This is a genomic window from Ectothiorhodospira shaposhnikovii, from assembly GCF_022227765.1.
Taxonomy (GTDB): Bacteria; Pseudomonadota; Gammaproteobacteria; order Ectothiorhodospirales; family Ectothiorhodospiraceae; genus Ectothiorhodospira.
The window spans coordinates 29,434-53,227 of sequence record NZ_JAJMLZ010000012.1 but is presented as its reverse complement, the minus strand read 5'-3'; the positions used below and the strand labels follow the sequence as shown (position 1 = coordinate 53,227).

Here is a 23,794-nt window from a genome sequence, read left to right as displayed (position 1 = left end):
ACTCAAAGCCAAAAACGGCAATTATGAAAAATATCTGAAATGGTGGTATTTGTGGGCTTTGATGGATGTACTTCAATGATGGTTTTACCTTCGTTTGCGATGAATCGATTACAGGGTGACTCGCCCCAGATCCCACATGGGCAGAAATACCCCCAGTGTCAGTACGAGTACCACCATGCCCAGGAATAACAGCAGGATCGGCTCGATCAATGACGATAGATTCTTCAGTTCATGGTCTACTTCACGTTCATAATGATCGGCCGTTTCTTCCAGCATTGCCGCCACATCACCGGTCTCTTCTCCCACATTGATCATCTGCAGCAGCAGGGGAGAAAACAGCTCGGTGGACTGGGCGGTGCGGGAGAGGCTGTCGCCGCGCTCGATGCCTTCGCACATGCGCTTCACCTTGCTGCCGATGTATTCGTTTTCAAGGGACTGGGACACCAGCGTCAGTCCTTGTATCAGTGGCACGCCGGAACGGATGGTCATGCCGAAGGCGCGGGCAAAGCGGGCCATGGTGCTGCGAAAGAGGATGTCGCCGAAGAGGGGGATGCGCAGCTTGGTATGGTCCCAGGCCAAGTGGCCGTCTCGGGTGCCCACCCAGTAACGAAAGCCCATCCAGCCGGCCGCCAGCAGCAGGGCCAGGAGCCACCACAGGGTGATCATCAGGTCCGATGCGCCGATGATGATCCGGGTAGGTAGGGGCAGGGATACCCCCTGCCGGGTGAAGAAGTCGGCAAAGGTGGGAATCACCCACGTGAGGATGACCGTCAGCGAGGCGAGCATGGCGGCCACCACCAGGAAGGGATAGCGCAGGGCGCTCCCCACCCGGCGGCGAAAATCCCGCTCCTGTTCCAGATGATGGGCGATCTGGTTGAAGGATTCCTGCAGGTTGCCGCTGGATTCGCCCACCCGCACCACGCTGATGAGCATGGGTGGGAACACGTTGCGACTGCGCATCATGCCTTCCGCCAGCGTGCTGCCTTCCCCCAGGGCTTCGGCGATCTGTTCAATGCCCTGCTTGAGTAACGAATTGTGGGTGGCGGCGGCCAGGCTGCCCAAGCCCTGGATCAGCGGCACGCCGGCCCGGGTCAGGGTGTACATTTGCCGGCAGAACAGCGCCAACTCGTCCAGGGATGGCCTGTCCCAGCCCAGCCAGTGCCGCCAGTCGCGCACTTCCGGGGGGCGTTCGAGCATCGGCTCGATGGAGATCGGCGTCAGGCCCCGTTCCATCAGGCGGCGGGCCACCTGGAGGCGTTCACCGGCCTCCATCCGTCCCGACTGAGCCGTGCCCGCGCTGTTGCGTGCGCGCCAGAGGAACTCGGGCATCAGGATAGGCCTCCACGCAGGCTGAGGAGCGTTTGCGGCGGCTCTATTGTCGTCGCCTCCCGGTGGTCGTCCAGACCGCCGGCCAGACGCATGACCTCGTCCAGGGTGGTGATGCCCTGTTCGGCGTAGTCCAGGGCGCATTGCAGCAGGGGACGGTAGTCCCGGGAGTGACGAACCCGGTGCATGAATTCCCGGATGTCCCTTCGTCGCAGGGCGTCGGTCAGGGCCTCGTCCATTTCCAGCAGTTCATAGACTCCGATGCGGCCCCGGTAGCCGGTATTGCCGCAGAAGGTGCAGCCTGCACCGGTCTGAAAGCGGACCCTGTCCGACGCCGACGGGCTACGGTGATGGCGCCACCAGGCCTGCTGATGCCGATCCGGGGTTACCGGCCTGGCACAGTGCTCGCATACCCGGCGTACCAGCCGCTGGGCCATCACCGCATCCAGGGCTGCTGCCAGCATGTAACCCTCGGCGCCCATGTCCAGCAGCCGGCTGATACTCTCGGGGGCGGAGCTGGTGTGCAGGGTGGAAAACACCATGTGGCCGGTGATGGCTGCCCTCAGGCCGATCAGGACGGTTTCCTGGTCGCGCATTTCGCCCACCATGACCACGTCCGGGTCCTGGCGCAGCACGGTGCGCAGGGTACGGGCAAAGTCCAGGCCGATCTTTTCCCTTACCTGCACCTGGTTGATCCGCGCCAGCTGGTATTCCACCGGGTCTTCCACGGTGATGATCTTGCGGTCGGGGGTGTTGATCTCGTTCAGGGCGGCGTAGAGGGTAGTGTTCTTGCCCGAGCCGGTGGGGCCGGTCACCAGGAACATGCCGGCAGGGCGCTGGATGATCCGGCGCACCTTTCCGGCAATGGTGTCGGGGATGCCCAGGTTGCCCATGTCCAGCAACGCAGCGCTTTGATACAGCAGGCGCATGACCACCGACTCGCCGTGCTGGATGGGCATGGTGGACAGGCGCACGTCGATGGGCTGATCCTTCACCCGGATGGTGAAGCGGCCGTCCTGGGGCAGGCGTCGTTCGCTGATATTGAGCATGCCCATGAGTTTGATGCGGGTGACCAGGGCCGAGGTGATGCGGTCCCCGGGGATCACCTGTTCCTGTAGGTGACCGTCCACCCGCAGCCGGATCCTCAGCAATTGGTCACCGGGTTCGATGTGGATGTCCGAAGCCCCCACCTGGATCGCATCCGCGAACAGGGATTGCAGCAGCTTGATGACCGGCGCATCCTGAGCCGGTTGGTTCAGGCCCAGATCGGACAGGTTGTAGTCCCGGCTGGAGATTTCCTGGCCCAGTTCCTCGGCCAGGGAGTGGATTTCGTCGGTGCGCCGGTAGACACGGTCGATGGCGTCGAGCACGGCCGCTTCGCTGGCCAGTACCGGTTCGACGGGTAGGTCCAGATGGTGCTGGATCTCGTCGCAGGCAAGCAGGTCGGTGGGGTCGGCCATGGCTACCCGCACGGCATGGCCCAGATCCTCCAGCAGGATGGCGCGAAAGCGGCGGGCATGGGCTTCGGGCAGGCGGCGAACCGTGCGTGAACACAACTGAAACTGTCTCAGATCCACCCAGGCCAGCCCCGCCTGGCGACTCAGGTTCTGCAGCAGGTCCTGCTCGTTCACCAGGCCCATCTCGATCAGGATGTGTCCCAGACGGCCGCCGTCCCGCGCTTGTCGGCTCAGGGCCTGATCCCGCTGGGCCTGGGTAATGACTCCGGAGGCGCACAGCAGTTCGCCGATTCTGTTGCTGGGCATGGCGTGTGGCTCTACCATCATTCCCCCGCTTGCAGTTGTTGCATGCGCCGGCGATGCTCATCGATCTGGCGGTCCCATTCCAGATCCGAAGCCACCACGATGGGGCGTAGCAGGATCACCAGTTCGGTCTTGACGGCGCTTTCCCGCTGACTGGAGAAGGCACGACCGATGATGGGCAGGCTGCTCAGGCCGGGAGTGCCGGCCCGCTGCTGACGGGTGGACTCGCGCATCAGGCCGCCGATCACCACCACCTGACCGCTGCGGGCGCGGACGATGCTGTCGGATTCGCGCACGGTGGTGCGGGCCAGGGGCAGGATCTGTTCTTCTTCGTCACTGATGGTGATGTTGCGGATCTGTTCGGTGACTTCGCTCACCGTGGGCCGCACATGGAGGATCACCTGTCCATCGGGGGCCACCTGGGGGGTGACGTCGAGCACGATCCCTGAGAAGAAGGGGGTGAGCTGTACCGAACTGGCACGGGTAGTGGCGGTGGTGCCGGTGGCGGTCTGGGCGGAAACGTCGGTGACGAAGAATTCGTCCTGGCCCACCTTGATGACTGCCTTCTGGTTGTTGACCGTGGCCACTCTCGGGCTGGACAGCACCTGAGTGCGGCCCTGGGTCTCCAGCAGTTCGATGAGGGCGGCGAAGTCTCCGGCAACGGCGGCCACCAGGGTGGAGCCGCCGAACAGGGTGATGTCGAAGTCCTCGGCCAGGGCGCCGAGCGTGCGGCCCCGGGTGGCGGCAAAGCCTTCATCGAGCAGGGCCGGTCCATTGAACTGTCCGGCGGCGACGGAGCGGCCGTCGATGCGGCCCAGGGCCGCCCAATTGATGCCCGACTGGAAGCCGTCGCGCAGTTCCACTTCGACGATCTTGGCTTCCAGGATCACCTGACGCTGGACGCTGCCCTGGACCGCCTCGATCAACTCGGCCACCATGCGGTGTTCATCGGACATGGCCCGCACCGACACCACGCCGGACTGGCGGTTGACGATGACCCTGCGTCCGTCCTGATCGCCGATGATGTTTTCCAGGCTGGCGGACAGGTCGTTCCAGAACCGGGATTCGGAATCGGTCTGGATGCGGGTGCTCAGGCCCCTTTCGTCATCGCCGGCGGTGGTGCGGCGGCCCGTGAAGTTGCTGTCCGTACCGACGGTTTCGGTGGCCTGGCCGGAGCTGACGCGGATGCTGGAGCGTCCGCTGCGCTGCACGTCCAGATAGTTGACGTGGTAGATCCGGCTTTCCAATCGCGGCGGGCGCACGGTGTAGCCGAAGGCGTTGCGTCGGTATTCGAGTCCGTAGACTTCCTGCATCACTTCGAGCACCTGGGGCAGGGTGACCTGGCGTAATTCCAGGGAGATGATCTGGTCTACTTCCGGATGCACCACCAGGTTGGTGTCGGTGCCTTCCACCAGACTCATCAGCACTTCGCGGGCGGGTGCATTGCGGACCACCACGTCGAAGCGTTCGTAGGCCGGCATGGGTTCCGGTTCGGGTTCGATACGGTGGGCCGGTGCGGGTGTCCGGGCTTCGACCGGGGGGACGGGCATTGTGAGCGCGTCGAGATTCAGGGCCGTGTCGATGGCTTCCGCAGTCTTGGCCGAGCGTTCCTGGATACTGGAGCAGCCCGCCACCAGGGCCAGCAGGGGAGGAATCAGTAGCCATGTCATGCGGGTGCGATTCGGGTTCGTTCGTGGCCGAGGGCCGCTCCCACGGGGGGATGAAGGTGCGGGTTGCTTCATGAATTCATCTCTATTTGTCGAACCGTAGGCTTATCGCCCCGAAGGGCGGATGTCGACGGCATGGACTTCAGTCAACCGGAGTGTGATGTCCCGGCCTTCATGGCTCAGTGCCACCGCCGCGGCTTCGATCCGGATCACCCGGGCACCGTCCACGGTTTCACCCACCCCGACACGCTGTCCGTTGATGATGGCGATGCGCCGTTGCGGCGCCATCAGCACCGATTGCAGGACCCACCCCCGGGTGGTCGCCTGCTCGGCATCCAGCATGCCCTGCCAGGCACGCAGTTCCTGCGGGGTCGGAGGGCGGGTCGGGTCAGCCAGGGATAGGGCCGGGACAAGACAACCCGTGCTCAGCAAGGCTACGGCGACTCGGCCGGATGTCTTCATCTTCATAGCCCCAGCCAGTTTTCGTCTGCGGACAGACCGTACAGGGTCATGCTCACCCGATTGATCGGCCATTGGGGTACCTCAAGCTGCAGTGTTTCCCAGAAGACCCCGTCGGGGAGGTCTTCGACCAGTCCCATGAAATCCACCACGGCGGCAAAATCGGCTTCCACCACTAGGCGCAAACGATGGATGAAGATGCCTGTGGGGATGCCCTCGTCGCCGCGCTCGAACCGCAAGGGTTCCGGCGGCAGGTTGGCCAGTTCCACCACGCTGACCCCGGGGCGATCCCGCAGCAGACCGGCCAGTACTCGGATGGCCTCCCGGGGGGAGGCAAATCCTCGGTGCAGGGTTTGCAGTTGCTGCTCCAGCTGCCCCAGGTCCGTGCGCAGGGCATCGCGCCGGGCTTCCAGCCCAGCCTCGGTCTGATCTTCGGGCTGGAGGGCGAGCTGCTGGATCGCCGTCATCAAGTCTTCCACCCGGGTCTGGATCTGCTGCATCTCTGCCTGCTTGTCGAGACGGCGCTGTTCCAGCGGATGCAGGAACACCCGGTCCCACGCCAGTACCAGCACTATCAACACCAGGAAAGTCATGAGGAGGCGTTCACGCAGGCTGTAACTGTTGATGCGATCAGCAAACCGCGCAATGAACGACATGGTTCAGTTACCTTCGGGTCGAGTGGAGATCACGAACTGCACACCGGGGGATTCGTTTTCGGCCTGTTGGACGCGGACCTGGTGAAAGCGCAGACCTGCAAGGGCCGGTTCCCGGGTCATGCGGTCCAGGTAGGCGGGCACAAGGCGCGAAGCCAGGGCTCGGCCTTCCAGGCGCAAGCCTCGACCCTGGTCGTCCAGGGTCACGCCGGTGAGCCAGAGCCCGGACTGGTTCGAACGGTCCAACGCCTGCAGGGGTGCCCGCAGGTCCACCCCGGCCCGGGGCAGGTGCAGTTGCAGGACTTCGATGCTTCGCTCCAGCCGTTCACGGCGGGCCGTCATCGCATCGATATCGGCCTGGAGGTTGTCGGCTCGCGTCTGGGGAGGGATCAATTCCCGCAACCGTTGCAAGTCTTCCTGTAACTGCCGCTCCCGGGCGCGCATGTCGGCCAGGGATTGATTCAGCAGCGTCGCTTCCCGGGTCTGCAGTCCGGTATGCACGGCCAGCACCAAGGCCAGGATCAGCGCCAGTAGCAGCATGTTGCGTAATGAGATCCACACCCGTGGTCCAGGGTTATGAATCCGGTAGAGGTTGATGCTTTGTTTCATGCCGTCTTAGTCCTCCAGGCGCAGGGCGCCGCCCACGGCGATCATCAGGGGGGCGTGGGCCTGAGGGTCGATATGGGTGTCCGGCGGGATCTCCAGCAGATCTTCCAGACTCATCGGCCTCATGCGGGTCTCCTGCTGCATCCATTGCACCAGTGCCCCGTCCCCCGGAAACCCGGTGATCAGACTCAGTGCATGCTCGGCACCGCCACCAGCGACATGGCGTTCGTAATACTCCAGGGAACGGCAGATCTCATCCCACAGCCGCTGTTCGGACACACGGGTGGGTGGTGAGGATGCCTCCGTCATGTCGAGTACCGGCAGGTCTGGCTGGTCCAGTTGCCGGTAACCCAGCGGCAGGCGGCGGGTGAGAAACAGCAGGCGATCCCGGATCACCACGATCAGGCTCCGATCCATGCCCACGTGCACGACGGCATGGACATCGTGACGGCCATCGCGACGGACGGCCAGGTTACGCAATGCCATTTCCAGGATATCCACCGTCTCCAGACGAAAACCGGCTTCCTGGACCTGGCGGGCACGCTCACTGATCAGCGAATCCCGGGCCGCCACCACCTGGATCATGGTCGAACCACCCCCGCGCTTGTCCTGGAGCGGGGTGGGAAAGGTGTCGATCACGGCCTCGTCGGCCGGATAGGGCAGGGCATCGACCAGCTTCCAGCGCAGGGCTTCCTGCAGTTCCCCCGCTTCGACCCGGGGTTCTTCCAGCAGGATGCAGGCGTATTCACTGGGGGCCAGTACGAAATGGGTACGTGCCTTGCGCAGATGACTGCGCCGGACCTGATCGCCCAGCGTCTGGATGTTCCGTTGGATGTCCTGACCCGGCCACCAGCCGTAGTCCACCAGCCGGGGACGTTGGCCGGTGCCGGTATCCAGTACGGCCATCGCCAGTCCTCGGGGCTCCTGATGCAGGCCGACCCGGTATCTGGAAGGCGAGAATCGGTTGAGCGTCGGCACAGGTATGCCTTCCTTGTTGACGATGAACGTGAGATTCCATGTTATCCATCAGGCCGCAACTGCCTACGGCATCATCAACCGATATGGAAGATTTTTCGATGCCCCGGTAATTCTGTTGTCCGGTTCAGGGTTTTACTTATAAAGCGACCTATGTCAAATACTCCATATTGGATCAATACGAAGTGGCCCAAACCGCTCTATGGTGTAGATTCAGTAATGACTAGTGCAAGAACTGGATCAGGAGTCCGCCATTAATTCATGAATATGAAATGAATGCTCTGGATTGTACCGTTTTGGATTATGGTTTCAGTTTTTATCAAACATGAACTTATGATAAGTTGATTCTCGAGGCTTTGGTCTTACAAAGCCTTGGATTTGTGTTGAATCTGATACCAATGTGAAGGAGAACTGACATGGCTAGTGTCCAAAAGACGACTGATTCTGCCAGTCTTGCAGAAGTGGTGGACCGCATCCTTGATAAGGGCATCGTGATTGATGCCTGGGTCAAGGTTTCCCTGGTCGGTATTGAGCTGCTTTCCGTTGAGGCCCGCGTTGTGGTCGCTTCCGTGGAAACTTATCTCAAGTATGCCGAGGCCATCGGCCTGACAGCCAATGCGGCTGTAGCCGAGTAAGCTGAATCAGGCCTGGCCTGATTCTTTGATACGAACTCCTACAGATCATATCTGTGGGAGTTCTTGCCAATGCAGTGAGAGGTTTCAGTGGATGGGTAGCCCGAGTGAACTAACCTTGTTGAGTCTGGACAAGAGTTCCAGTTTCATCGAGACGCCTTATGTAAAGGACATTACCGAGCGTGCACTGGAGTACATTCATGCGGGCTATGCCGTGCATTTCTGCGGTCCCGCCGGTACCGGGAAGACCGTCATGGCCATGCATCTGGCTGCGCAGCTGGGTCGACAGGTGGTCCTGATTCATGGTGATGATGAGTTCGGGTCCTCCGATCTCGTGGGTTCGCAAAGCGGTTATCGCACCTCCAGCGTACTCGACAATTACATCAGCTCAGTGGTCAAGCGTGAGGAGCGCGTCAGCCGGCAGTGGGTGGACAATCGCCTCACGTCGGCCTGCAAGTACGGTTTCACCCTGATCTATGACGAATTCACTCGCTCCAGGCCGGAAGCCAACAACGTCCTGCTCTCCGTGCTTGAGGAACGACTGCTCAACCTGCCGGGGGTGCACAAGGGCGACAACCTGTTGCAGGTACATCCCAACTTCACGGCGATCTTCACCAGTAACCCGGAGGAATATGCCGGCGTTCACAAGACCCAGGATGCGTTGCTGGATCGCATGTTCACCCTCAGAATCGACCATCCGGATCTGGACACTGAAGTCCGTGTCACGCAGTCATCGTCCGGGCTACCCCTCGACCAGGCCCGGGCCATTGTCTCCATGGTTCGCGCCTTTCGTGACTTTGGGGTCAACAACTCCCGCCCCACCATTCGTGCCTGTCTGATGATCGCCCGGGTGATGGCCGCGCGAGGGACTCCCGTGGACGCCGCCGACCCGCGTTTCCGGCAGTTGTGTCATGACGTCATCGGGGACGAGTGCGTCAAGATCCGGCATGACGACAAGGATCTGGGCGGCCAGATGCTGGATGAGTTGATCGATGAGCATTGCCGCCGTCCCGCCGCGCGCAGGAAGCCGCGGGCGGTCAAGTCCAAAACCGCCGGCAAATCCTCAAAAGAGACGGCCAAAGTCATGGCCAAGGCCGGTAACGCCTGAAACGGAGCCATCACCCCCCTGGAGGATTGCCGTCATGAAATCGCCCATCAAGAGTCCCTCTCAGGTCAAGACCCTTTCATCCATCGTCGATCACCGCCGATCACGCAGTTCCAGTGGAGCCCTCATGGAACTTGCCATGTTGGAAATCGAGCGGCAACGGCTGGTGCTGGAACAGGAGCGGATGGCGGCCCGCAATCAGGAGATCAATCGGCGCCTGGAATCGATCACTAACAAATCAGCACTGCTCTACCAGTTCGTGGAGCGTCCCGATGCGATCCCCGCCGTCAAAGGCAATGAGAGCATGTCGGCGACGGCAGGACTGATGCCCGGCTTGCGAGTACGCACGCGTACATTGAACTACTGATCGGCTACTGCAAACTGAGTCAACAAGATGGCCACTACAATAAAATCAAAATCGAGATTATATATTTATGCCATCATTGAGGCAGACCAGGCCCGTTCTCTGGGCAAGATCGGCATGCAGGGGGCAGAGGTCCGTTGCATCGTCGAAAATCAGCTGGCTGCGCTGGTCAGTAGAACCGATCAGATTCGCCTGCGACCGCAGCGCGCTAACCTTGTGGTGCATAACGGCGTGATCAAGCAACTCACGGATGTCGGTACCTCCTGCCTGCCATTGGCTTTCGGCACCATTGCCGCCGGAGAAAGTGCCGTTCGATCCCTGTTGCGCGAAGAGCATGACACCCTGCTGGAGCAGGTACGTTATTTCCATGACAAGGTGGAAATGGGGCTGCGCGTCAAATTCGACGTATCCAATATCTACGAATACATCATGAACACCCACCCTGAACTCAAAAAACTGCGCGACGAAATTTTCGGCTCGCAGCGAGACCCCGGTCGTGATGCCAAGGTGGAGTTGGGACGGATATTCGATCGTTTGTTGAATGAAGACCGACGAGTTTGCCTGGAAAAGGTGCAACCACTGCTTGAAGCGGTGAGTGTGCAGGTCCGTAGCAATGATCCGCGCAATGATCACGAAATCATGAATCTCGCCTGTCTGGTGAGCCGTGACCAAGTCAAGCCTTTTGAAGATGCGGTGGTCAAGGCGGCGAGCCAGTTCGGCAATGAAGTGTCCTTCAATTATTCCGGTCCGTGGGCACCCTTCAACTTCATCGATGTCAGGTTCGATGCCGAGAGGCTCCGTGCTTCTTCTTGATGACATCCTCATGTCCCCGGCCAAGGGCTTGTTCGCGCTGTTTCGCGAGATTCATGATCGTGCCCGTGAAGAGATTGAAGGTGAGGCCGAACGAATCACCCAGGCGCTAACCTCGCTCTATGAACAACTGGAGGCCGGTGAAATCAGCGAAGAGGCTTTCGAAGCCCATGAAGCGGAACTCCTGGACCGTCTGGATGAAATCTGGGCAGAGACCCAGAGTCCGGTAGAGGATGAAAGGGATGAAGAGGATGAAACCGAATACGAGGAAGCCGATGAGGGTGAAAGCACCGCGAAAGACGATTTCACCCAAGCCTCGAACTGAATTTCATCATATGTCTAAGGAGCTTAACCATGTCTGGCACTTCCAAGCAGGAATGTGACATGTTCATTGATGTGGAATTGACCAATGTCGCTGAAAAAAATCTCGCTGAAGCAGGTTTGTCCGAAGTACCGGCAGCCACCCCGGGAGATACAGCTCGGGTCAATAATCTGGAAATGATCCTGCTGGATAGAACCCTCGACATGGCCTGTCAGTTCAAGCAGGAAGGCAAACTGGAACAGGCCGTTGATCTGTATTGGCAGTTGCTGGATGAATACCCGAAGTCGTCACAGGCTGCACGTGCCGTCGAGTTGCTGCTGGAACTGGCTGATTTCTATGAAAAAACCGATTGCCGTCATATCGCCTTGGGCATCTATGAGCGACTGAGAGCCTGGAACAGCCAGTCCTGAACTTACATCCCAGCTCGGTGATCAACACCGACCGGTTCGCAAGAGGCGTCGATGCCACGAGACAACCCCTCATTATGTGAAGCACTTGATCAGGTACTGGAAAAGGGCGTCGTGGTCTCCGGAGAAATCATCATATCGGTTGCCGATATCCATCTGGTCTATGTAGGCCTGACCGCGGTGGTTGCCTCAGTGGAAACCCTGCGGGAAAAACCGGCCCCCGTTGCCGCCGAGGAGTCAGTCCATGTCTCAAGTCACGAATGAACTCCGTGATGCGCTGCCGTCGCAGCGCATCACCCTCAACCCGGATGACATGCACAAGGGGCTGGGCCAGCTTGCTCTCACCCTTATAGAACTCGTCCGCCAGCTGCTCGAAAAGCAGGCCTTGCGGCGTATCGAGGCCGGTGGTCTCAGCGATGAGGACGCAGAACGGCTTGGACTCACCTTCATGCGACTGGAAGAGGAAATGCAGCAGCTCAAACAGCAGTTCGGCCTCACCGATGAGGATCTCAACCTGGATCTTGGCCCTCTGGGCAAGCTGCTTTGAGGACGACGACTTGAGCCACAGTGTGCAGCAGACTCCAACCCGTGTCTCCCAGCGCATGCCCCATGCCATGGATACCGCCACGCTGGGCGATATCCTCGAACGCATCCTGGACAAGGGCGTGGTCATTTCCGGAGACATCAAGATCAAGCTCGTGGACATCGAGCTGCTGACGATTCAGATCCGTCTGCTCATCTGTTCCGTGGACAAAGCCCGGGAAATGGGCATCAACTGGTGGGCTTCCAATCCCTACCTCAACCCTGTCGAAGCCACGGAAAACCAGCAACAACTGGAGCGCATGCAACAGCGCATCCGGGAACTGGAGACCGCACTGGCCCAACGGCCGGCTGCTACCGCCGAACACAATCCCGTCAAGGGAGGAGGAGTAACCCATGACCCGCAAGCCGGATGACGACAAGTACGCTGAAGGTAGGGAACGTCTCGACGAGATTTCCCGCCGTCTGAACATGCTCTTTGGCAGCGCCGGCGAGGGAGAGCAGGGCAAGTCCCAGGCTTCCGTCTCCATCGGCGGTAACCTGCTCGGTACCGTCACCGGCATGCTCGGCCAACTGGGCGACCTGGTGGACAAGGCCCAGCAAGCCGGTGGTCAGGTCCATCGCAGCGGTGAATTCAGTGATACCGGCGGCACCGGTGCGAGGGGCGTCTACGGCGTCTCTGTCCGTGTGGGCATCGGTGGGCACGACCAGGGCGACATGCAGGTGAACACCTTCGGCAATGTTCGCCGCAATCCCGATGACGGTGAGGTGGAGATCCAGTCCATTCGTGAGCCCCTGGTGGACGTTTTCGATGAAGACGACCACGTCCTGGTGGTGGCCGAAGTCCCCGGTATCCTGGATGAGGATCTGAGTCTCGAACTCAACGAGGACATCCTCGTCCTTCATGCCGAGCGGGGTGACAAGAAATACCACAAGGAAATCCTGCTGCCTCGCGGGTTCGGGACCGAAGCCATGACCCGCTCCTGCAACGGCGGTATTGCCGAAATCCGCCTGGCCAAATGAACCGCCCTTGAAGGAACGACCCAACCACCATGACCACGCTCACCGGGACTTCCAGCAGACCGTCCGATAGCCATCCAGCTGACCCTGATCCGGGCCTGCGCTTGAAGGTCAGCGATGCTGCCAAGCGCGATGCCGGACGGGCCATCGCCCGCATCGACCCTGCCAACCTGCAGGCCCTGGGGTGTCAGATCGGAGATATCGTGGAGGTGGTGGGCGCACGCAACACCATTTGCCGCGTCATGCCCGCGTTCAAGGAAAACCGGGATCAGGGCCGGGTGCAACTGGACGGGCTGAGCCGCACCAATGCGGGCGTCTCCCTGGATGATGCTGTCATCCTGCGTCGGGTCAAGGCCGCCCCGGCGCAGAGCATCGTGCTCCAACCCACCGATGTGGTGCCCGCCCAGCGCGACATGAAATACATTGGCAGCCTGCTGGACGGTACCCCCGTTTTGCGGGGGGACCGGATCCGGGCCACCCTGTTCGGCAACCGGCATGCGGAATTTGTGGTAGTCCAGGCCAATCCGCCGGGCCCCGTCTTCATCGGCCCGACCACGCGCCTGAGCATCTCCCGCGGCACCGACAAGGACAATTCGGGGGAGGGCAGACCCAAGGCCTCCGGCCTCTCTTACGAGGATGTGGGCGGGCTTGGTCCTGTGGTGCATAAAGTCAGGGAAATGGTGGAACTGCCCCTGCGCTATCCCCAGGTTTTCGAAAAACTGGGTATCGACCCACCCAAGGGCGTCCTGCTCCACGGCACCCCCGGCACCGGCAAGACCCTGGTGGCCCGGGCCGTCGCCAACGAGACCGATGCGCACTTTCTGCACATCAGCGGACCGGAGATCATCGGTAAGTTTTACGGTGAATCCGAGGCCAAGCTGCGTCAGATCTTCGAGGAAGCCCAGCGCCGCGCACCCTCGATTATCTTCATCGATGAAATCGACGCCATTGCCCCCAAGCGTGAGGATCTGGGCGGGGAAAAGCAGGTGGAACGCCGAGTCGTGGCCCAGCTACTGGCCCTGATGGACGGACTGGAAGGGCGCGGCAAGGTCATCGTCATTGCTGCCACCAACCTGCCCAATCTGCTGGATCCGGCCCTGCGCCGCCCGGGTCGTTTCGACCGCGAAATCATCATCCCGGTCCCTGACCTGCCGGGGCGCTTGCAGATCCTGGAAATCCATACCCGGGGCATGCCCCTGGGGGAAGACGTGAACCTCAAAGACATCGCCGCCCTCACGCACGGCTATGTGGGCGCCGATCTGGAGGCCCTGTGCCGGGAAGCGGCCATGGCCTGCCTGCGGCGGGTGTTTCCGCAGATCGAACTGGAGGTGAACGACCTCTCGCCGGACACCCTGATGGCCCTGGAAGTCGGGTTGCAGGACTTCGACGTTGCCCGGCGCGAGGTGGAGCCATCCGCGTTGCGCGAAGTGTTCGTCGAGGTGCCAGTCACCACCTGGGACGACGTGGGTGGGCTGGAAGACGTCAAGGATCTGCTCCAGGAAGCCATCGAATGGCCGGTGCGCTACCGCCATCTGTTCCGCAAGGCCGGCATCCATCCTCCCAAGGGGATTCTCCTTTCCGGGCCGCCAGGTTGCGGCAAGACCCTGCTGGCTCAGGCCAGCGCCCAGCCCACGGAGATGAACTTCATCTCCATCAAGGGTGCGGCTCTGCTCTCCCGCTATGTGGGCGAATCCGAGGCAGCGGTGCGGGAAGTCTTCCGCAAGGCCCGCCAGGTCGCCCCCTGCCTGATCTTCTTCGACGAGATCGATGCCCTGGTCCCGATCCGTGGCAGCGGTGAAAATGCCGTGGCCGACCGGGTGGTGGGGCAGTTCCTGGCAGAACTGGACGGGGTGGAAAAGCTCGACGACGTCCTGGTACTGGCCGCCACCAACCGGCCTGACCGTATCGATCCGGCTCTGCTACGTCCGGGCCGCTTCGATCTCCATGTGCGGATTCCCGTGCCCGACGGTGCGGCTCGCCTCTCCATCCTCAATGTGCATACCCGCGGCAAGCAATTGGCCGCCGACGTGGATTTGAAGGAGATCGTCCGCCGTACCGAAGGCTTCAGCGGCGCCGATCTGGCATCACTGTGTCAGCGGGCGGCCATGGAAGCCGTGCGCGAGTGCGTGGCCCGTGGTCCCGATCAGAGTGACTGCGAGGTCATCCTGGAGAAAGCCCACTTCGACGAGGTGCTGGAGTCCATGAAACGATGACCGAGGCGCTCTATCTCTACTGTCTGGCCCGTGGCGGCTCTATCCATGCAGACGCCCTGCCGGCACCGTCGGCGTGGGCCTCGGAAGGGGACAGGGTGCCGGTGTTACTGGAATGCCTGGAGCACGAGGGCATCGTCGCCCTGTATGGCCGGGTGGATGCCGACCAGTTCAGTGATGAAAACCTGCAATCCCTGGCCTGGCTGGGTCCCCGTGCCGTGGCGCATGCCCGTACCGTGCAGGACATCATGGCCCTGGGGCCGGTGCTGCCGGTGAAGTTCGGTACCCTGTTCCAGTCCCCGGACAGCCTGCGTGCGTTCCTGGCCGGTCATCACGCCGCCATCGAAGGGCAGTTCCAGCGCCTCAATAACAAATCCGAATGGAGCATCAAGGGCTTCATGGACGCAGCGTGCGTGCAGGATCGCATCAAGGCCGAAGACCCGGATATCCGCGCCCGGATCCGCGCGCTGCCGGAGTCTCCGGGCAAGCGCTATCTGCTGATGAAGAAGCTCGACACGATCATTGCCGGGCAGGCTCGTCAACAGATGGAAGACTTCGGTAGGGAAATCGTGGCCCAACTGGCCCATATGGCCGAAGAGGCGGCCCCGTTATCCCTCCATGGTCGCGAAGCAGCCGGCCGGGATGAGCCCATGGTGTTCAATCACAGCTTTCTCGTCGACACCGACTGTTCCGATGCGTTTCAGTCACAGGCACTGGCACTGGCCGACCAGGTGCGGACAGAGGGCCTGATTCTGGTGGTGCAGGGACCCTGGCCCCCCTACAACTACTGCCGGGAACTGACGGATACGGCTGCCGGGACCTGAAACAGCGGTCGCACATGCACCTCGTTACCCAGGTGAGACGGCACATCGTGGGACAGCCCGATGAACAGCACCCCCAACTCTCCCGTCTGCAACGTCTCCTGGATGCGGCGGGCGATGAAGGCATCCCGCTCCTGCAGCAAGCGTGATGTTGTCGCCCGCGTCTCGGCGGCGGGCTCACCCTGATCGGCCATTTGGGCTTGCTGTAGCGCCAGTTCCTGCTGTAACAGCGTCGCTGACTCGGTACCCGTCAACTGCGCGCCCTGATCAGTCAGTCGTGCCACCAGCTGATAATTTCGGCTGCCCTTGGCCGCCACCTCGTCCACGATTTTCCGTTCCTGGTCGCAGACGGGCAGGCCATCCTGGTAAATCCGGACCTGTTCCATAGGTACTCCGGTAAAGCGGATGACCGACATCAGGGCTTGCTCGATGCCGTCCCAGAGCTGCTCCACCTTGGCTTCCTGCGCCCGGACGGCGTCAATCCCACCGGCCGCCGCCCGCTGCTGCTCGACATGCTCCCCCACGGAACCCAGGTCGGCCAGGGAGTGGAACACGGGAACGAGAATAAGTACTTTCTTGGTCATCGGGACGTAAAAACACTGGATGGGACGAGCCCGCAGTGTCGCCCGCGAATCCGCCCAAGTCAAAACCACCCCTGGCTGCGATCCACGTTGACGATGAACGTGAGATTCCATGTTATCCATCAGGCCACGCCTGCCTACGGCATCATCAACCGATATGGAAGATTTTGCGATGCCCCGGTGATCGGCTTATTCGGTTTGAATGGCTGATACTGACTCGATCCATGCCAAAGGCTCCATATTGGAGCAATGAAACGTGGTCCAGGCGGATCATTCCGGCTAACCTTTGCCGCCATCTCGCCGACGATCTTGCGTTCCTGGCCGCAGACGAGCAGGCCTTCCTGGTAAATCCGGGTTGTCCGCGAATCCGCTCACGTTAAAGTCCGCCAGGATGGCCTATGAGACTCCTACCGCTGACGCTCGTCCTGATTCCATGTTTCCTCCCGTGGCCCGCTTTCGCCGATGCCTGGGAGGATCTGGTGGAATCCTGGTGGACGCCGGTCCTGGTCGATGCCGACCAGGAAATCGCCCTGCGCAACGCGGTGGCCGAGGCGGTGCGTCTGCAGCCTTCCCTACGTCGGGAACAGGCCCGTCGCGAGGAACTCGGTGAAGGGGTGCGGGAGGTCCGGGCCGAGTGGCTGCCACGGATTCATGTGGGCCTGGAGCAGCGCAGCAGCCTGAGTCACACGGAACGGCGTGCCTTCGACAGCGGCTCCCGGGTGGGTGCAGTGGCCGGCGTGTCCCAGCGACTCTATGACTTCGGCGCCTCGTCGGGCCGTCTGCAGGCTGCTCGTGGCCGGCTCATGGCACAGGAGTGGCATACCCGGGCCATGACCGAGCAGTTCGTCCTGGACGCCCTCGGTGCCCATTATGACCTGGCTCGGCATCAGGCCCATCAGACCCTGGCGGACATCAACCTGGCCCGCCACGAGGCGATCGAGGCCCGGGTGCTGGAGCGGGTGGCCGGTGGCGCCGGATCCCGGGCAGATCAGCTGCGCGCCCAGAGTCGGGTGGCTGACGCCCGTGCCCGCCAGGTGGCCGTCTCGGGTCGCCGGCAGCAGGCGGCGGCCATCTATGAGGCTTGGTTCTTCAGCCGCCCCGGCCCCTTGCCGCGACCGCAGTTCGAATTTTCTCCGTGGCTCATGGCAGACCTGACAACGGCGCAGGCCACCGCCGACAACCCCGTCCTGCACGAGGCCCTGGCCCGTATCGAAGCCGGTCGGGGTGAGCGTCGGGCCGCTGCCGGAGAACGCTGGCCCCAGTTGCGACTGGACCTGCAGGGACGTCGTTTCGATGTCGATCGCAGTGATCAGGGCGACACCGATCTGGCCCTGCTTGTGACGGTCGACTACGCCCTCTACAACGGCGGCGCCGCTGGTGCCCGTCTGGCCCAGGCCCGGGAGCGGGAGCGCCAGGCCCACTGGGAACGGCAGGCACTGGAGCGTGAACTCATGCACCAGTGGCATGGCGCCGAGGCCGAGGTCCGTGCCCTGGGCAGTGAACTTGCGGCCCAGTATCAGGCCTTCCAGGCCGATCAGGCGGCGGTGCTGGCCTATGAGGCCCAGTTCAGCATCGGCCGGCGCAGTCTCAATGATCTGCTGGATGCCCAGCGGGATCTATTCCAGACCTCGTTGCGGCTGGTGGATCTGCGGGTGGCGCTGGACCTGGCCCGGTTCCGCCAGCTGGCGGTGGCCGGCGCCTTGCTCGACGCCCTGCAGATCGACGCCGTGACACCGAGCCAGAGCATGGGAGCGGGCATGGATGAATGACGACCAGGCAAACGCGGTGACGGCGGATCTGGAACAGTGTCTACTGTTTTTGTCGCAACACTTCCGCATGCCCCTGTCCGCCGGCGCGATCCGTGCCGGCAAGGTGGGGCTGGATCCGGGCATGGACGTGGCGGCCTTTCTGGACGCCGCCGACCGCTTCGGCCTGACCACGGCACTGGGGCGTCGCGACCTGCGGCAATTGTCCGATGACCTGTTCCCGCTGGTGGTGTGTCTGGGAGAGCAGCGCGCGGTGGTGGTGCTGTCGCGACTGGACGAGGACCGGGTGGCGGTGTTCGATCCGGTCTTCGGCGATACCCCCGTGGAACGCAGCCTGGAGGCATTGCAGGCACAGAGCGGTGGACGGGTCATTGCAGTTCGCCCCCGTCACCGACCCGGCAGCGGCGCAACCCCGGTCGAGGATGCGGGTGGTCACTGGTTCTGGAGCGCATTGTCCAGCAATCGCTGGACCTACGTCCAGGTCATGCTGGCGGCGGCCCTGACCAACTTTCTGGGCTTGTCCACGGCCCTGTTCATCATGGTGGTCTATGACCGGGTGCTGCCCAACGAGGCGATGGAGTCCCTCCTTGCCCTCACCCTGGGAGTGGGAATTGCCCTGGTGTTCGACTTTCTGGTCAAGACCTTGCGCGCCGCCTTCATCGAGGCCGCCGGTCAGAAGGCGGACATGCGCATGGGGCGGCGTATCTTCGATCATGTGCTCAACCTGCAGATGCGCTCCCGTCGTGGTTCGGCGGGGGGCTTTGCCAGCACCCTGCGGGAGTTCGAGACCCTGCGGGATTTCTTTGCGTCTGCCTCGCTGGTAGCCCTGGTGGACCTGCCGTTCATCCTGCTGTTCATCTGGGTGATCTCCCTGATTGGCGGCCCGCTGTATCTTATTCCGTTGCTGGCGGTACCCCTGGTCCTGCTGATGGGGCTGGCGTTGCAGCCCTTTTTGGTGCGGATCTCCCGCGATGCCTACGAGCAGGGGCGGAGCAAACAGGGGGTTCTGGTGGAGACCGTCACCGGGTTGGAAACCATCAAGGCCATCGGGGCCGCGCCACTGGTGCGCGAACGCTGGGAAGAGAGCGTGCGGGATCAGTCGGGCACCGGCCGGCGTGCCCGGGCGATCCAGCAGTTCGCCCTCAATGCCACCGCGTTTGCCCAGCAGGGGGCGCAGGTGGCCATCGTCGTTTTCGGCGTGTTCCTGATTGCCGACGGTGTGATTTCCATGGGCGCCATGATCGCCGCCGTCATCCTCACTGGCCGCATTCTTGCCCCCCTGGCCCAATTGGCCCAGACCATGACCCGAATCAACCAGGCCCGTCAGTCCTACCAGGCCATCGACCAACTGATGAAACTCCCCAGTGAGCGCCCCAGCGGACGCCGTTTCCTGAGCCGTCCGGATTTGCGGGGCCGGATCGAATTCCAGGATGTGGATTTCACCTATCCGGATCAGGGCCAGCCTGCCCTCAGGGGGATCAACCTGGTGATCGAACCCGGCGAACGGGTGGCCCTGCTGGGGCGGGTGGGGTCCGGGAAGAGCACCCTGGCGCGTCTCATGCTGGGTATCTATGAACCTGACCAGGGGGCCGTGCGGGTGGATAACACGGATCTGCGCCAGCTGGATCCGGCCGATCTGCGGGGCCATGTGGGCAGTGTACTGCAGGAGGCCTGGCTGCTGAGCGGCACCGTGCGCCAGAACATCGCCGTGGGCCATCCTCACGCCGATGATGCCCGCATCCTGGCGGCCGCCCGCCAGGCCGGTGCCCACGAATTCCTGGCCCGGCATCCGATGGGGTATGACCTGATGCTGGGGGAGCGGGGCGAAGGCCTGTCCGGTGGCCAGCGCCAGCTCATCTGCCTGGCCCGGGCACTGCTGGGGGATCCCCGCATCCTGCTGCTGGACGAGCCTACCAGCGCCATGGACGTGCAGACCGAAAAGGGCGTGATCGAGCGTCTTGGGGCGCTGCCCAGGGATCGCACCCTGATCCTGGTCACCCATCGCACCAGCCTGCTGGCGCTGGTGGACCGGGTGATCGTGCTGGACGAGGGCAGGGTGGTGGCCGACGGCCCTCGCGAGCGTGTCCTGCGCAACCCGGCGACAGCACAGGATCCGGTACCACGGAAGATCAGGACATCATGACATGAGCGGACAACGGGATTTTGATGACTTCCTGCGCGATCAGGGCATGGGGCGCTCCCTCGGCGGCAGCGTCCTGCTGGGAGTGATGGTGCTGTTCCTGGTGATTGCCCTGGTGTGGGCTCATTTCACCGAGATCGATGAAGTCACTCGCGGCCAGGGCAAGGTGGTGCCGTCACGAAGCCTGCAGGTGGTGCAGAGCCTGGAGGGGGGCGTGGTGCAGGAAATCCGGGTCACCAAGGGCGACCGGGTCCGGGCTGGAGATGTCCTGCTGGAGCTGCGGGGCGGTTTGCTGGAAGGGGACTATGAGGGCAGTCTGCAACGGTTTCATACCTTGCAGGCACGCATGCAGCGGCTGCAGGCCGAGATCGGCAACACCCCGCTGGCATTCAGCCCGGAACTACAGGTCCTGGCCCCCGAGGTGACGGACGGTGAGACCCGTTTGTTCGAAGGACGGCGGGCGGAGCTGACGGCGGAACTACAGGTGCTGGCGGTACAGCGTCGTCAGCGTGAACAGGAGCAGGCAGAGCAGCAGGTGGCGCTACGCACCATGACGGCTGGCCTTGAACTGGCCTGGGCAGAGCGCAACCTGATCCAGCCGCTGGTGGAACGGGGGCTGGAGCCGGAGTTGTCTCTGCTGCAGATCCGGCGCACCCTCAACGAGCTTGAGGGGGAACGGGAGCGCATCCGTGCCGGCCTGGTGCGTCTGGAGGCGGCCATCGACGAGGTGGCCGAGCGCAAGCAGGCCCTGACCCGTGGCTTTCAGGCCCGGGCGTTGGCGGAACTGAGTCAGGCCACCGCCGAAGCCGCCGAACTGGGGCGGATCCTGCCGGCCAAGGCCGACCAGGTAGCCCGCACCCGGATCCGCTCGCCGGTGGACGGTGTGGTCAACCAGCTGCACGTGACCACGGTAGGCGGGGTGGCCCGGCCCGGCGACCCCCTGGTGGAAGTGGTGCCCGCCGACGATGCCCTGCTGGTGGAGGCACACATCCGTCCTCAGGACATCGGCTTTCTCTACCCGGGCCAGCGGGTGCGGGTGCATATCACCGCCTACGACTTTGCCCGTTACGGCGCCCTGGAAGGGCAACTGATCACCCTGGGGGCGGATGCAGTGGAGGTGCCCCACGCGGAAGAGAGGCTCTACCCGGTGCGGGTACGGACCGAGGGCTACCTGTACGACGCCGACGGCCTACCCTTGGACATCATCCCCGGCATGGTGACCGAGGTACATATCCTGGGGGGAAAGCGCAGCGTTCTGGCTTATCTGTTGGAACCGGTGGTAAAGGTGCGTGATCGGGCCTTTCGTGACTGAGGGATCGTCCGCTCATAGCGGTTGCCGTAGCGGTAGCGATAGCGGTAACTGGAATATCCGTAGTAGCCGTGATATCCCGCCCCCCGGGAGACGGGCACATACCGGTTGAGCACGAAACCCAGTATCTGGCCGCCGGCCCGCTGCAGGCGTTTGACCGTCTCCTCCACTTCCCTGAGCCCGTGGCCGCTGCTCTCCAGCACCACCAGCACTTCCATGCCGTGGCGTGCCAGACCCGCCGCATCGGCAAACATCAGGGCCGGCGGGGTGTCGATCAGAATGTAGTCGTAGTCATCGGCCACGTCCTTGAGCAGGTTGTCGAACTGCGGACTCATCATTAGGCTGAAGGAGCGTGTCCTCCGTTTGCCGGCACCCAATACCCGCAATACCCCCGAGGAACTGCCCAGATCGAGCACGGCATCTTCGAGCTTGCACTCACCGGAGAGGTATTCGGTCAGGCCGATCGAGCGATGCTCCGGCGGCAGATACGGATCCAGCGACTGTCGCCGCAGGTCGGCGTCGATCACCAGCACGCGGGCACCGCCCTGGGCCAGGACGGCTGCCAGGTTGATACTCATGAAGGACTTGCCCACGGCCGGGCGCGGTCCCGTGATCACGATGGGGGTGGCCCGCGCGGTCTGTCGTCTTGCCATTCTCAGGCCGGTACTCAGGCTGCGGATGGCTTCCACCGCGGGTTCCTCCTCGTCGATCTCCTGGAGAGGATGAATCTGTTCACCCTGGCGGGCATCGCGCATCAGCCGCCGCTGCAGGCGACTCAAGGGTACCACGCCATGGACCGGCAGACCGGTCAGTTGCTCAAGCTGATCGGGGTCGTGCACCCGGCGTCCGGCCGCATGCAGCAGGAAGGCCAGACCCACGCCCAGCATGGTTCCCAGCAGTCCGGTGATGAGGAGGATGCGCTGGGTGCTGGTGCCCACGATGCGGTGCTCTTGCACCGCGGGATCGATGATGCGCACCGAGCCGACGATGCCTGCCTGAGCGATTTCCAACTCCTGGGCGGTATTGAGGAAGTTCACGTAAATTTCGGTGGCGGCCTGGGTTTCACGGCGCAGTGCCAGCAACTGCTGCTGGGAGGCCGGCAGTCGGCTGACTTCCTGCTCCATCTGTCCCATTTCCTGACGCAGCCGTGCGATCTGACGGTCCATGGACTGGATTTGAGGATGCTCCGGCGTCAGGCGCAGCAAGGACTCTTCCCGGGCGCTCTGCAGTTCCGTCAGACGGGTATCCAGGTCTACCAGCCGGTTGAGCACCCGTGAGGCATCCCGGTCCAGATCCACGGTGCCCTCACTCTGCAGGAATTCGATCAGTGCCTGTTCCGACAACTCCACTTCCCGGCGCAGGCCCGGGATCTGCTGTTCAAGAAAGGCCAGGGTGGCGCGCGCCTGTTCCGAGCGGCGCTCCACATGCTGGCGCTGATAGGCGTTGGCGATGGCATTGGCGATGCGCGCCGCCGCTTCCGGTGTCTCGGCGCTCACGGAAAGGTTCACCAGTCCTGTCTGTCGCCCCTGTTCACGGGCGTTCATGCGACCTCGCAGATCCCGGATGGCGGCCAGATGCGAGCGCTGGCGCAACTGGAACTTCGTACCCGGCAAGGCCTCCAGGGCATGGACGCGCAGGGCCAGATGCTGATCTCCCCGGGTGATGAAGAGGGGGGCGTCCACCGTTCCGCGGGCGAGCAGCAGACTTTCGTCTGCCGTCCATACGTTGAAATGCCCGTCGCCGAGGGTTTCGAGGATCACCATTCGCTCCTGCCAGGGACCCTCGAAGTCCAAGGTGGCTACCTCCGGAGCGGCATTGTAGCCGGCATAGGGCACCAGCCAGCCGCCCAGCAACGGGAGGGAGAGCAACAGGCTGTCACCTGCCAGAGGGCGGCCGAGCAGGGGGGGCGACAACGGACTGACCACCATGTCCAGGCGCTGTTCACTGACCACTCTGCCCAGCACCATGCGGGACTGCATGATCTCGATCTCGGTGGGAATCCCCCGGGATTCGGGCATGAAGTCCGTATCAAGCTGGAAGGCGAACATGGGGGTCTTGAGTTCCACCTGCAGCAATGCACTGGACTCGTAACTGGGCAGGTTCTGCCAGGACAGGAAGCCGCCGGCCATCAGCCCGGCCGCCATGGCGCCGATGATCTGCCATTTGCCGCGCAGGAGGAAGTCGAGGATCTGACTCAGGTCAATGGTATCCCCGTCCGTCTCCACAGGTTTTCCCACCGTGACATGATCCATGTTCGAGCCTTCATTGGTACGGGGCTTGTCTTCCGGTTTATATGACATGAGTCGTCAGTCGCTTTCTGG

At 62.5% G+C, this 23,794-nt stretch carries 24 protein-coding genes; 15 read left to right on the top strand and 9 right to left on the bottom strand.

The genetic code is table 11. The features are described from left to right. Positions 1 to 108: 108 nt before the first annotated feature. The 7 genes from LQD11_RS14710 to pilM form a co-directional block, all read right to left on the bottom strand. Positions 109 to 1,329: a type II secretion system F family protein gene (locus LQD11_RS14710; RefSeq protein ID WP_238618227.1), complete on the bottom strand. Its 1,221-nt coding sequence runs from the start codon at positions 1,327 to 1,329 to the stop codon at positions 109 to 111. Then, entirely contained in the window at positions 1,329 to 3,089 is a 1,761-nt protein-coding gene (locus tag LQD11_RS14705; RefSeq protein WP_238618226.1) for a GspE/PulE family protein, read from the bottom strand. The genes LQD11_RS14710 and LQD11_RS14705 overlap by 1 nt, the downstream gene beginning before the upstream one ends. Before the next feature lie 17 nt (positions 3,090 to 3,106). After that, complete coding sequence (gene mshL, locus LQD11_RS14700) at positions 3,107 to 4,756, bottom strand: pilus (MSHA type) biogenesis protein MshL (RefSeq protein ID WP_238618225.1); 1,650 nt, start codon at positions 4,754 to 4,756, stop codon at positions 3,107 to 3,109. Positions 4,757 to 4,858: 102 nt separating this feature from the next. Then, on the bottom strand, positions 4,859 to 5,215 hold the full coding sequence (locus LQD11_RS14695; RefSeq protein WP_238618224.1) for a general secretion pathway protein GspB: 357 nt from the start codon (positions 5,213 to 5,215) through the stop codon (positions 4,859 to 4,861). Between the two features lie 2 nt (positions 5,216 to 5,217). Further along, positions 5,218 to 5,868: a hypothetical protein gene (locus LQD11_RS14690; protein WP_238618223.1), complete on the bottom strand. Its 651-nt coding sequence runs from the start codon at positions 5,866 to 5,868 to the stop codon at positions 5,218 to 5,220. Between the two features lie 3 nt (positions 5,869 to 5,871). Further along, complete coding sequence (locus tag LQD11_RS14685; protein WP_238618222.1) at positions 5,872 to 6,474, bottom strand: PilN domain-containing protein; 603 nt, start codon at positions 6,472 to 6,474, stop codon at positions 5,872 to 5,874. 6 nt (positions 6,475 to 6,480) lie between these two features. Beyond that, on the bottom strand, positions 6,481 to 7,449 hold the full coding sequence (gene pilM / locus LQD11_RS14680) for a pilus assembly protein PilM (RefSeq protein WP_238618221.1): 969 nt from the start codon (positions 7,447 to 7,449) through the stop codon (positions 6,481 to 6,483). Between the two features lie 413 nt (positions 7,450 to 7,862). Between pilM and gvpA the strand changes: the two genes are divergently transcribed. The 12 genes from gvpA to LQD11_RS14620 all read left to right on the top strand — a co-directional run bounded on the left by gvpA (position 7,863) and on the right by LQD11_RS14620 (position 15,680). Beyond that, positions 7,863 to 8,081, top strand: coding sequence for a gas vesicle structural protein GvpA (gene gvpA / locus LQD11_RS14675; RefSeq protein ID WP_238618220.1), 219 nt, complete (start codon positions 7,863 to 7,865; stop codon positions 8,079 to 8,081). A 115-nt stretch (positions 8,082 to 8,196) separates the two neighbouring features. Continuing rightward, on the top strand, positions 8,197 to 9,186 hold the full coding sequence (gene gvpN / locus LQD11_RS14670) for a gas vesicle protein GvpN (RefSeq protein WP_238618219.1): 990 nt from the start codon (positions 8,197 to 8,199) through the stop codon (positions 9,184 to 9,186). 34 nt (positions 9,187 to 9,220) lie between these two features. Beyond that, positions 9,221 to 9,550 (top strand): hypothetical protein, encoded by a 330-nt coding sequence (locus LQD11_RS14665; RefSeq protein ID WP_238618218.1) that lies wholly within the window; start codon positions 9,221 to 9,223, stop codon positions 9,548 to 9,550. A 27-nt stretch (positions 9,551 to 9,577) separates the two neighbouring features. Continuing rightward, the gene (locus LQD11_RS14660; protein ID WP_238618217.1) at positions 9,578 to 10,360 is read left to right on the top strand and encodes a GvpL/GvpF family gas vesicle protein; all 783 of its coding nucleotides are present in this window, start codon (positions 9,578 to 9,580) and stop codon (positions 10,358 to 10,360) included. Between the two features lie 10 nt (positions 10,361 to 10,370). After that, the gene (locus LQD11_RS14655; protein ID WP_238618216.1) at positions 10,371 to 10,682 is read left to right on the top strand and encodes a gas vesicle protein GvpG; all 312 of its coding nucleotides are present in this window, start codon (positions 10,371 to 10,373) and stop codon (positions 10,680 to 10,682) included. A gap of 29 nt (positions 10,683 to 10,711) precedes the next feature. Further along, positions 10,712 to 11,089: a hypothetical protein gene (locus LQD11_RS14650; RefSeq protein WP_238618215.1), complete on the top strand. Its 378-nt coding sequence runs from the start codon at positions 10,712 to 10,714 to the stop codon at positions 11,087 to 11,089. A 51-nt stretch (positions 11,090 to 11,140) separates the two neighbouring features. Continuing rightward, positions 11,141 to 11,350: a gas vesicle protein gene (locus LQD11_RS14645; RefSeq protein WP_238618214.1), complete on the top strand. Its 210-nt coding sequence runs from the start codon at positions 11,141 to 11,143 to the stop codon at positions 11,348 to 11,350. Then, positions 11,331 to 11,633: a gas vesicle protein K gene (locus tag LQD11_RS14640; protein WP_238618213.1), complete on the top strand. Its 303-nt coding sequence runs from the start codon at positions 11,331 to 11,333 to the stop codon at positions 11,631 to 11,633. Before LQD11_RS14645 ends, LQD11_RS14640 begins: the two co-directional genes overlap by 20 nt. A 10-nt stretch (positions 11,634 to 11,643) precedes the next feature. Next, positions 11,644 to 12,042, top strand: coding sequence for a gas vesicle protein (locus LQD11_RS14635; protein WP_238618212.1), 399 nt, complete (start codon positions 11,644 to 11,646; stop codon positions 12,040 to 12,042). Beyond that, on the top strand, positions 12,023 to 12,649 hold the full coding sequence (locus tag LQD11_RS14630) for an Hsp20/alpha crystallin family protein (RefSeq protein WP_238618211.1): 627 nt from the start codon (positions 12,023 to 12,025) through the stop codon (positions 12,647 to 12,649). Before LQD11_RS14635 ends, LQD11_RS14630 begins: the two co-directional genes overlap by 20 nt. 29 nt (positions 12,650 to 12,678) lie before the next feature. Next, positions 12,679 to 14,859, top strand: coding sequence for a CDC48 family AAA ATPase (locus LQD11_RS14625; RefSeq protein WP_238618210.1), 2,181 nt, complete (start codon positions 12,679 to 12,681; stop codon positions 14,857 to 14,859). Beyond that, positions 14,856 to 15,680, top strand: a complete 825-nt coding sequence (locus tag LQD11_RS14620) for a GvpL/GvpF family gas vesicle protein (RefSeq protein ID WP_238618209.1) — start codon at positions 14,856 to 14,858, stop codon at positions 15,678 to 15,680. Before LQD11_RS14625 ends, LQD11_RS14620 begins: the two co-directional genes overlap by 4 nt. Here LQD11_RS14620 and LQD11_RS14615 read toward each other — a convergent pair. Next, positions 15,641 to 16,261, bottom strand: a complete 621-nt coding sequence (locus tag LQD11_RS14615) for a hypothetical protein (protein WP_238618208.1) — start codon at positions 16,259 to 16,261, stop codon at positions 15,641 to 15,643. The genes LQD11_RS14620 and LQD11_RS14615 overlap by 40 nt on opposite strands. Before the next feature lie 395 nt (positions 16,262 to 16,656). On the opposite strand from LQD11_RS14615, the gene LQD11_RS14610 reads away from it, so the two are divergent. The 3 genes from LQD11_RS14610 to LQD11_RS14600 are packed head-to-tail and all read left to right on the top strand — an operon-like array spanning position 16,657 to position 21,476. Then, on the top strand, positions 16,657 to 18,027 hold the full coding sequence (locus LQD11_RS14610) for a TolC family protein (RefSeq protein WP_238618207.1): 1,371 nt from the start codon (positions 16,657 to 16,659) through the stop codon (positions 18,025 to 18,027). After that, a complete protein-coding gene (locus LQD11_RS14605) occupies positions 18,020 to 20,167 on the top strand; it encodes a type I secretion system permease/ATPase (RefSeq protein ID WP_238618206.1) in 2,148 nt (715 codons plus the stop codon). Before LQD11_RS14610 ends, LQD11_RS14605 begins: the two co-directional genes overlap by 8 nt. A gap of 1 nt (position 20,168) precedes the next feature. Next, positions 20,169 to 21,476, top strand: a complete 1,308-nt coding sequence (locus LQD11_RS14600) for an HlyD family type I secretion periplasmic adaptor subunit (RefSeq protein WP_238618205.1) — start codon at positions 20,169 to 20,171, stop codon at positions 21,474 to 21,476. Here the strand turns inward: LQD11_RS14600 and LQD11_RS14595 are convergent. Then, positions 21,425 to 23,773 carry a polysaccharide biosynthesis tyrosine autokinase gene (locus LQD11_RS14595; RefSeq protein ID WP_238618204.1) on the bottom strand — a complete coding sequence of 783 codons (2,349 nt, stop codon included), beginning with the start codon at positions 23,771 to 23,773 and terminating at the stop codon, positions 21,425 to 21,427. The two genes, LQD11_RS14600 and LQD11_RS14595, sit on opposite strands and share 52 nt — an antisense overlap. Positions 23,774 to 23,794 lie beyond the last annotated feature (21 nt).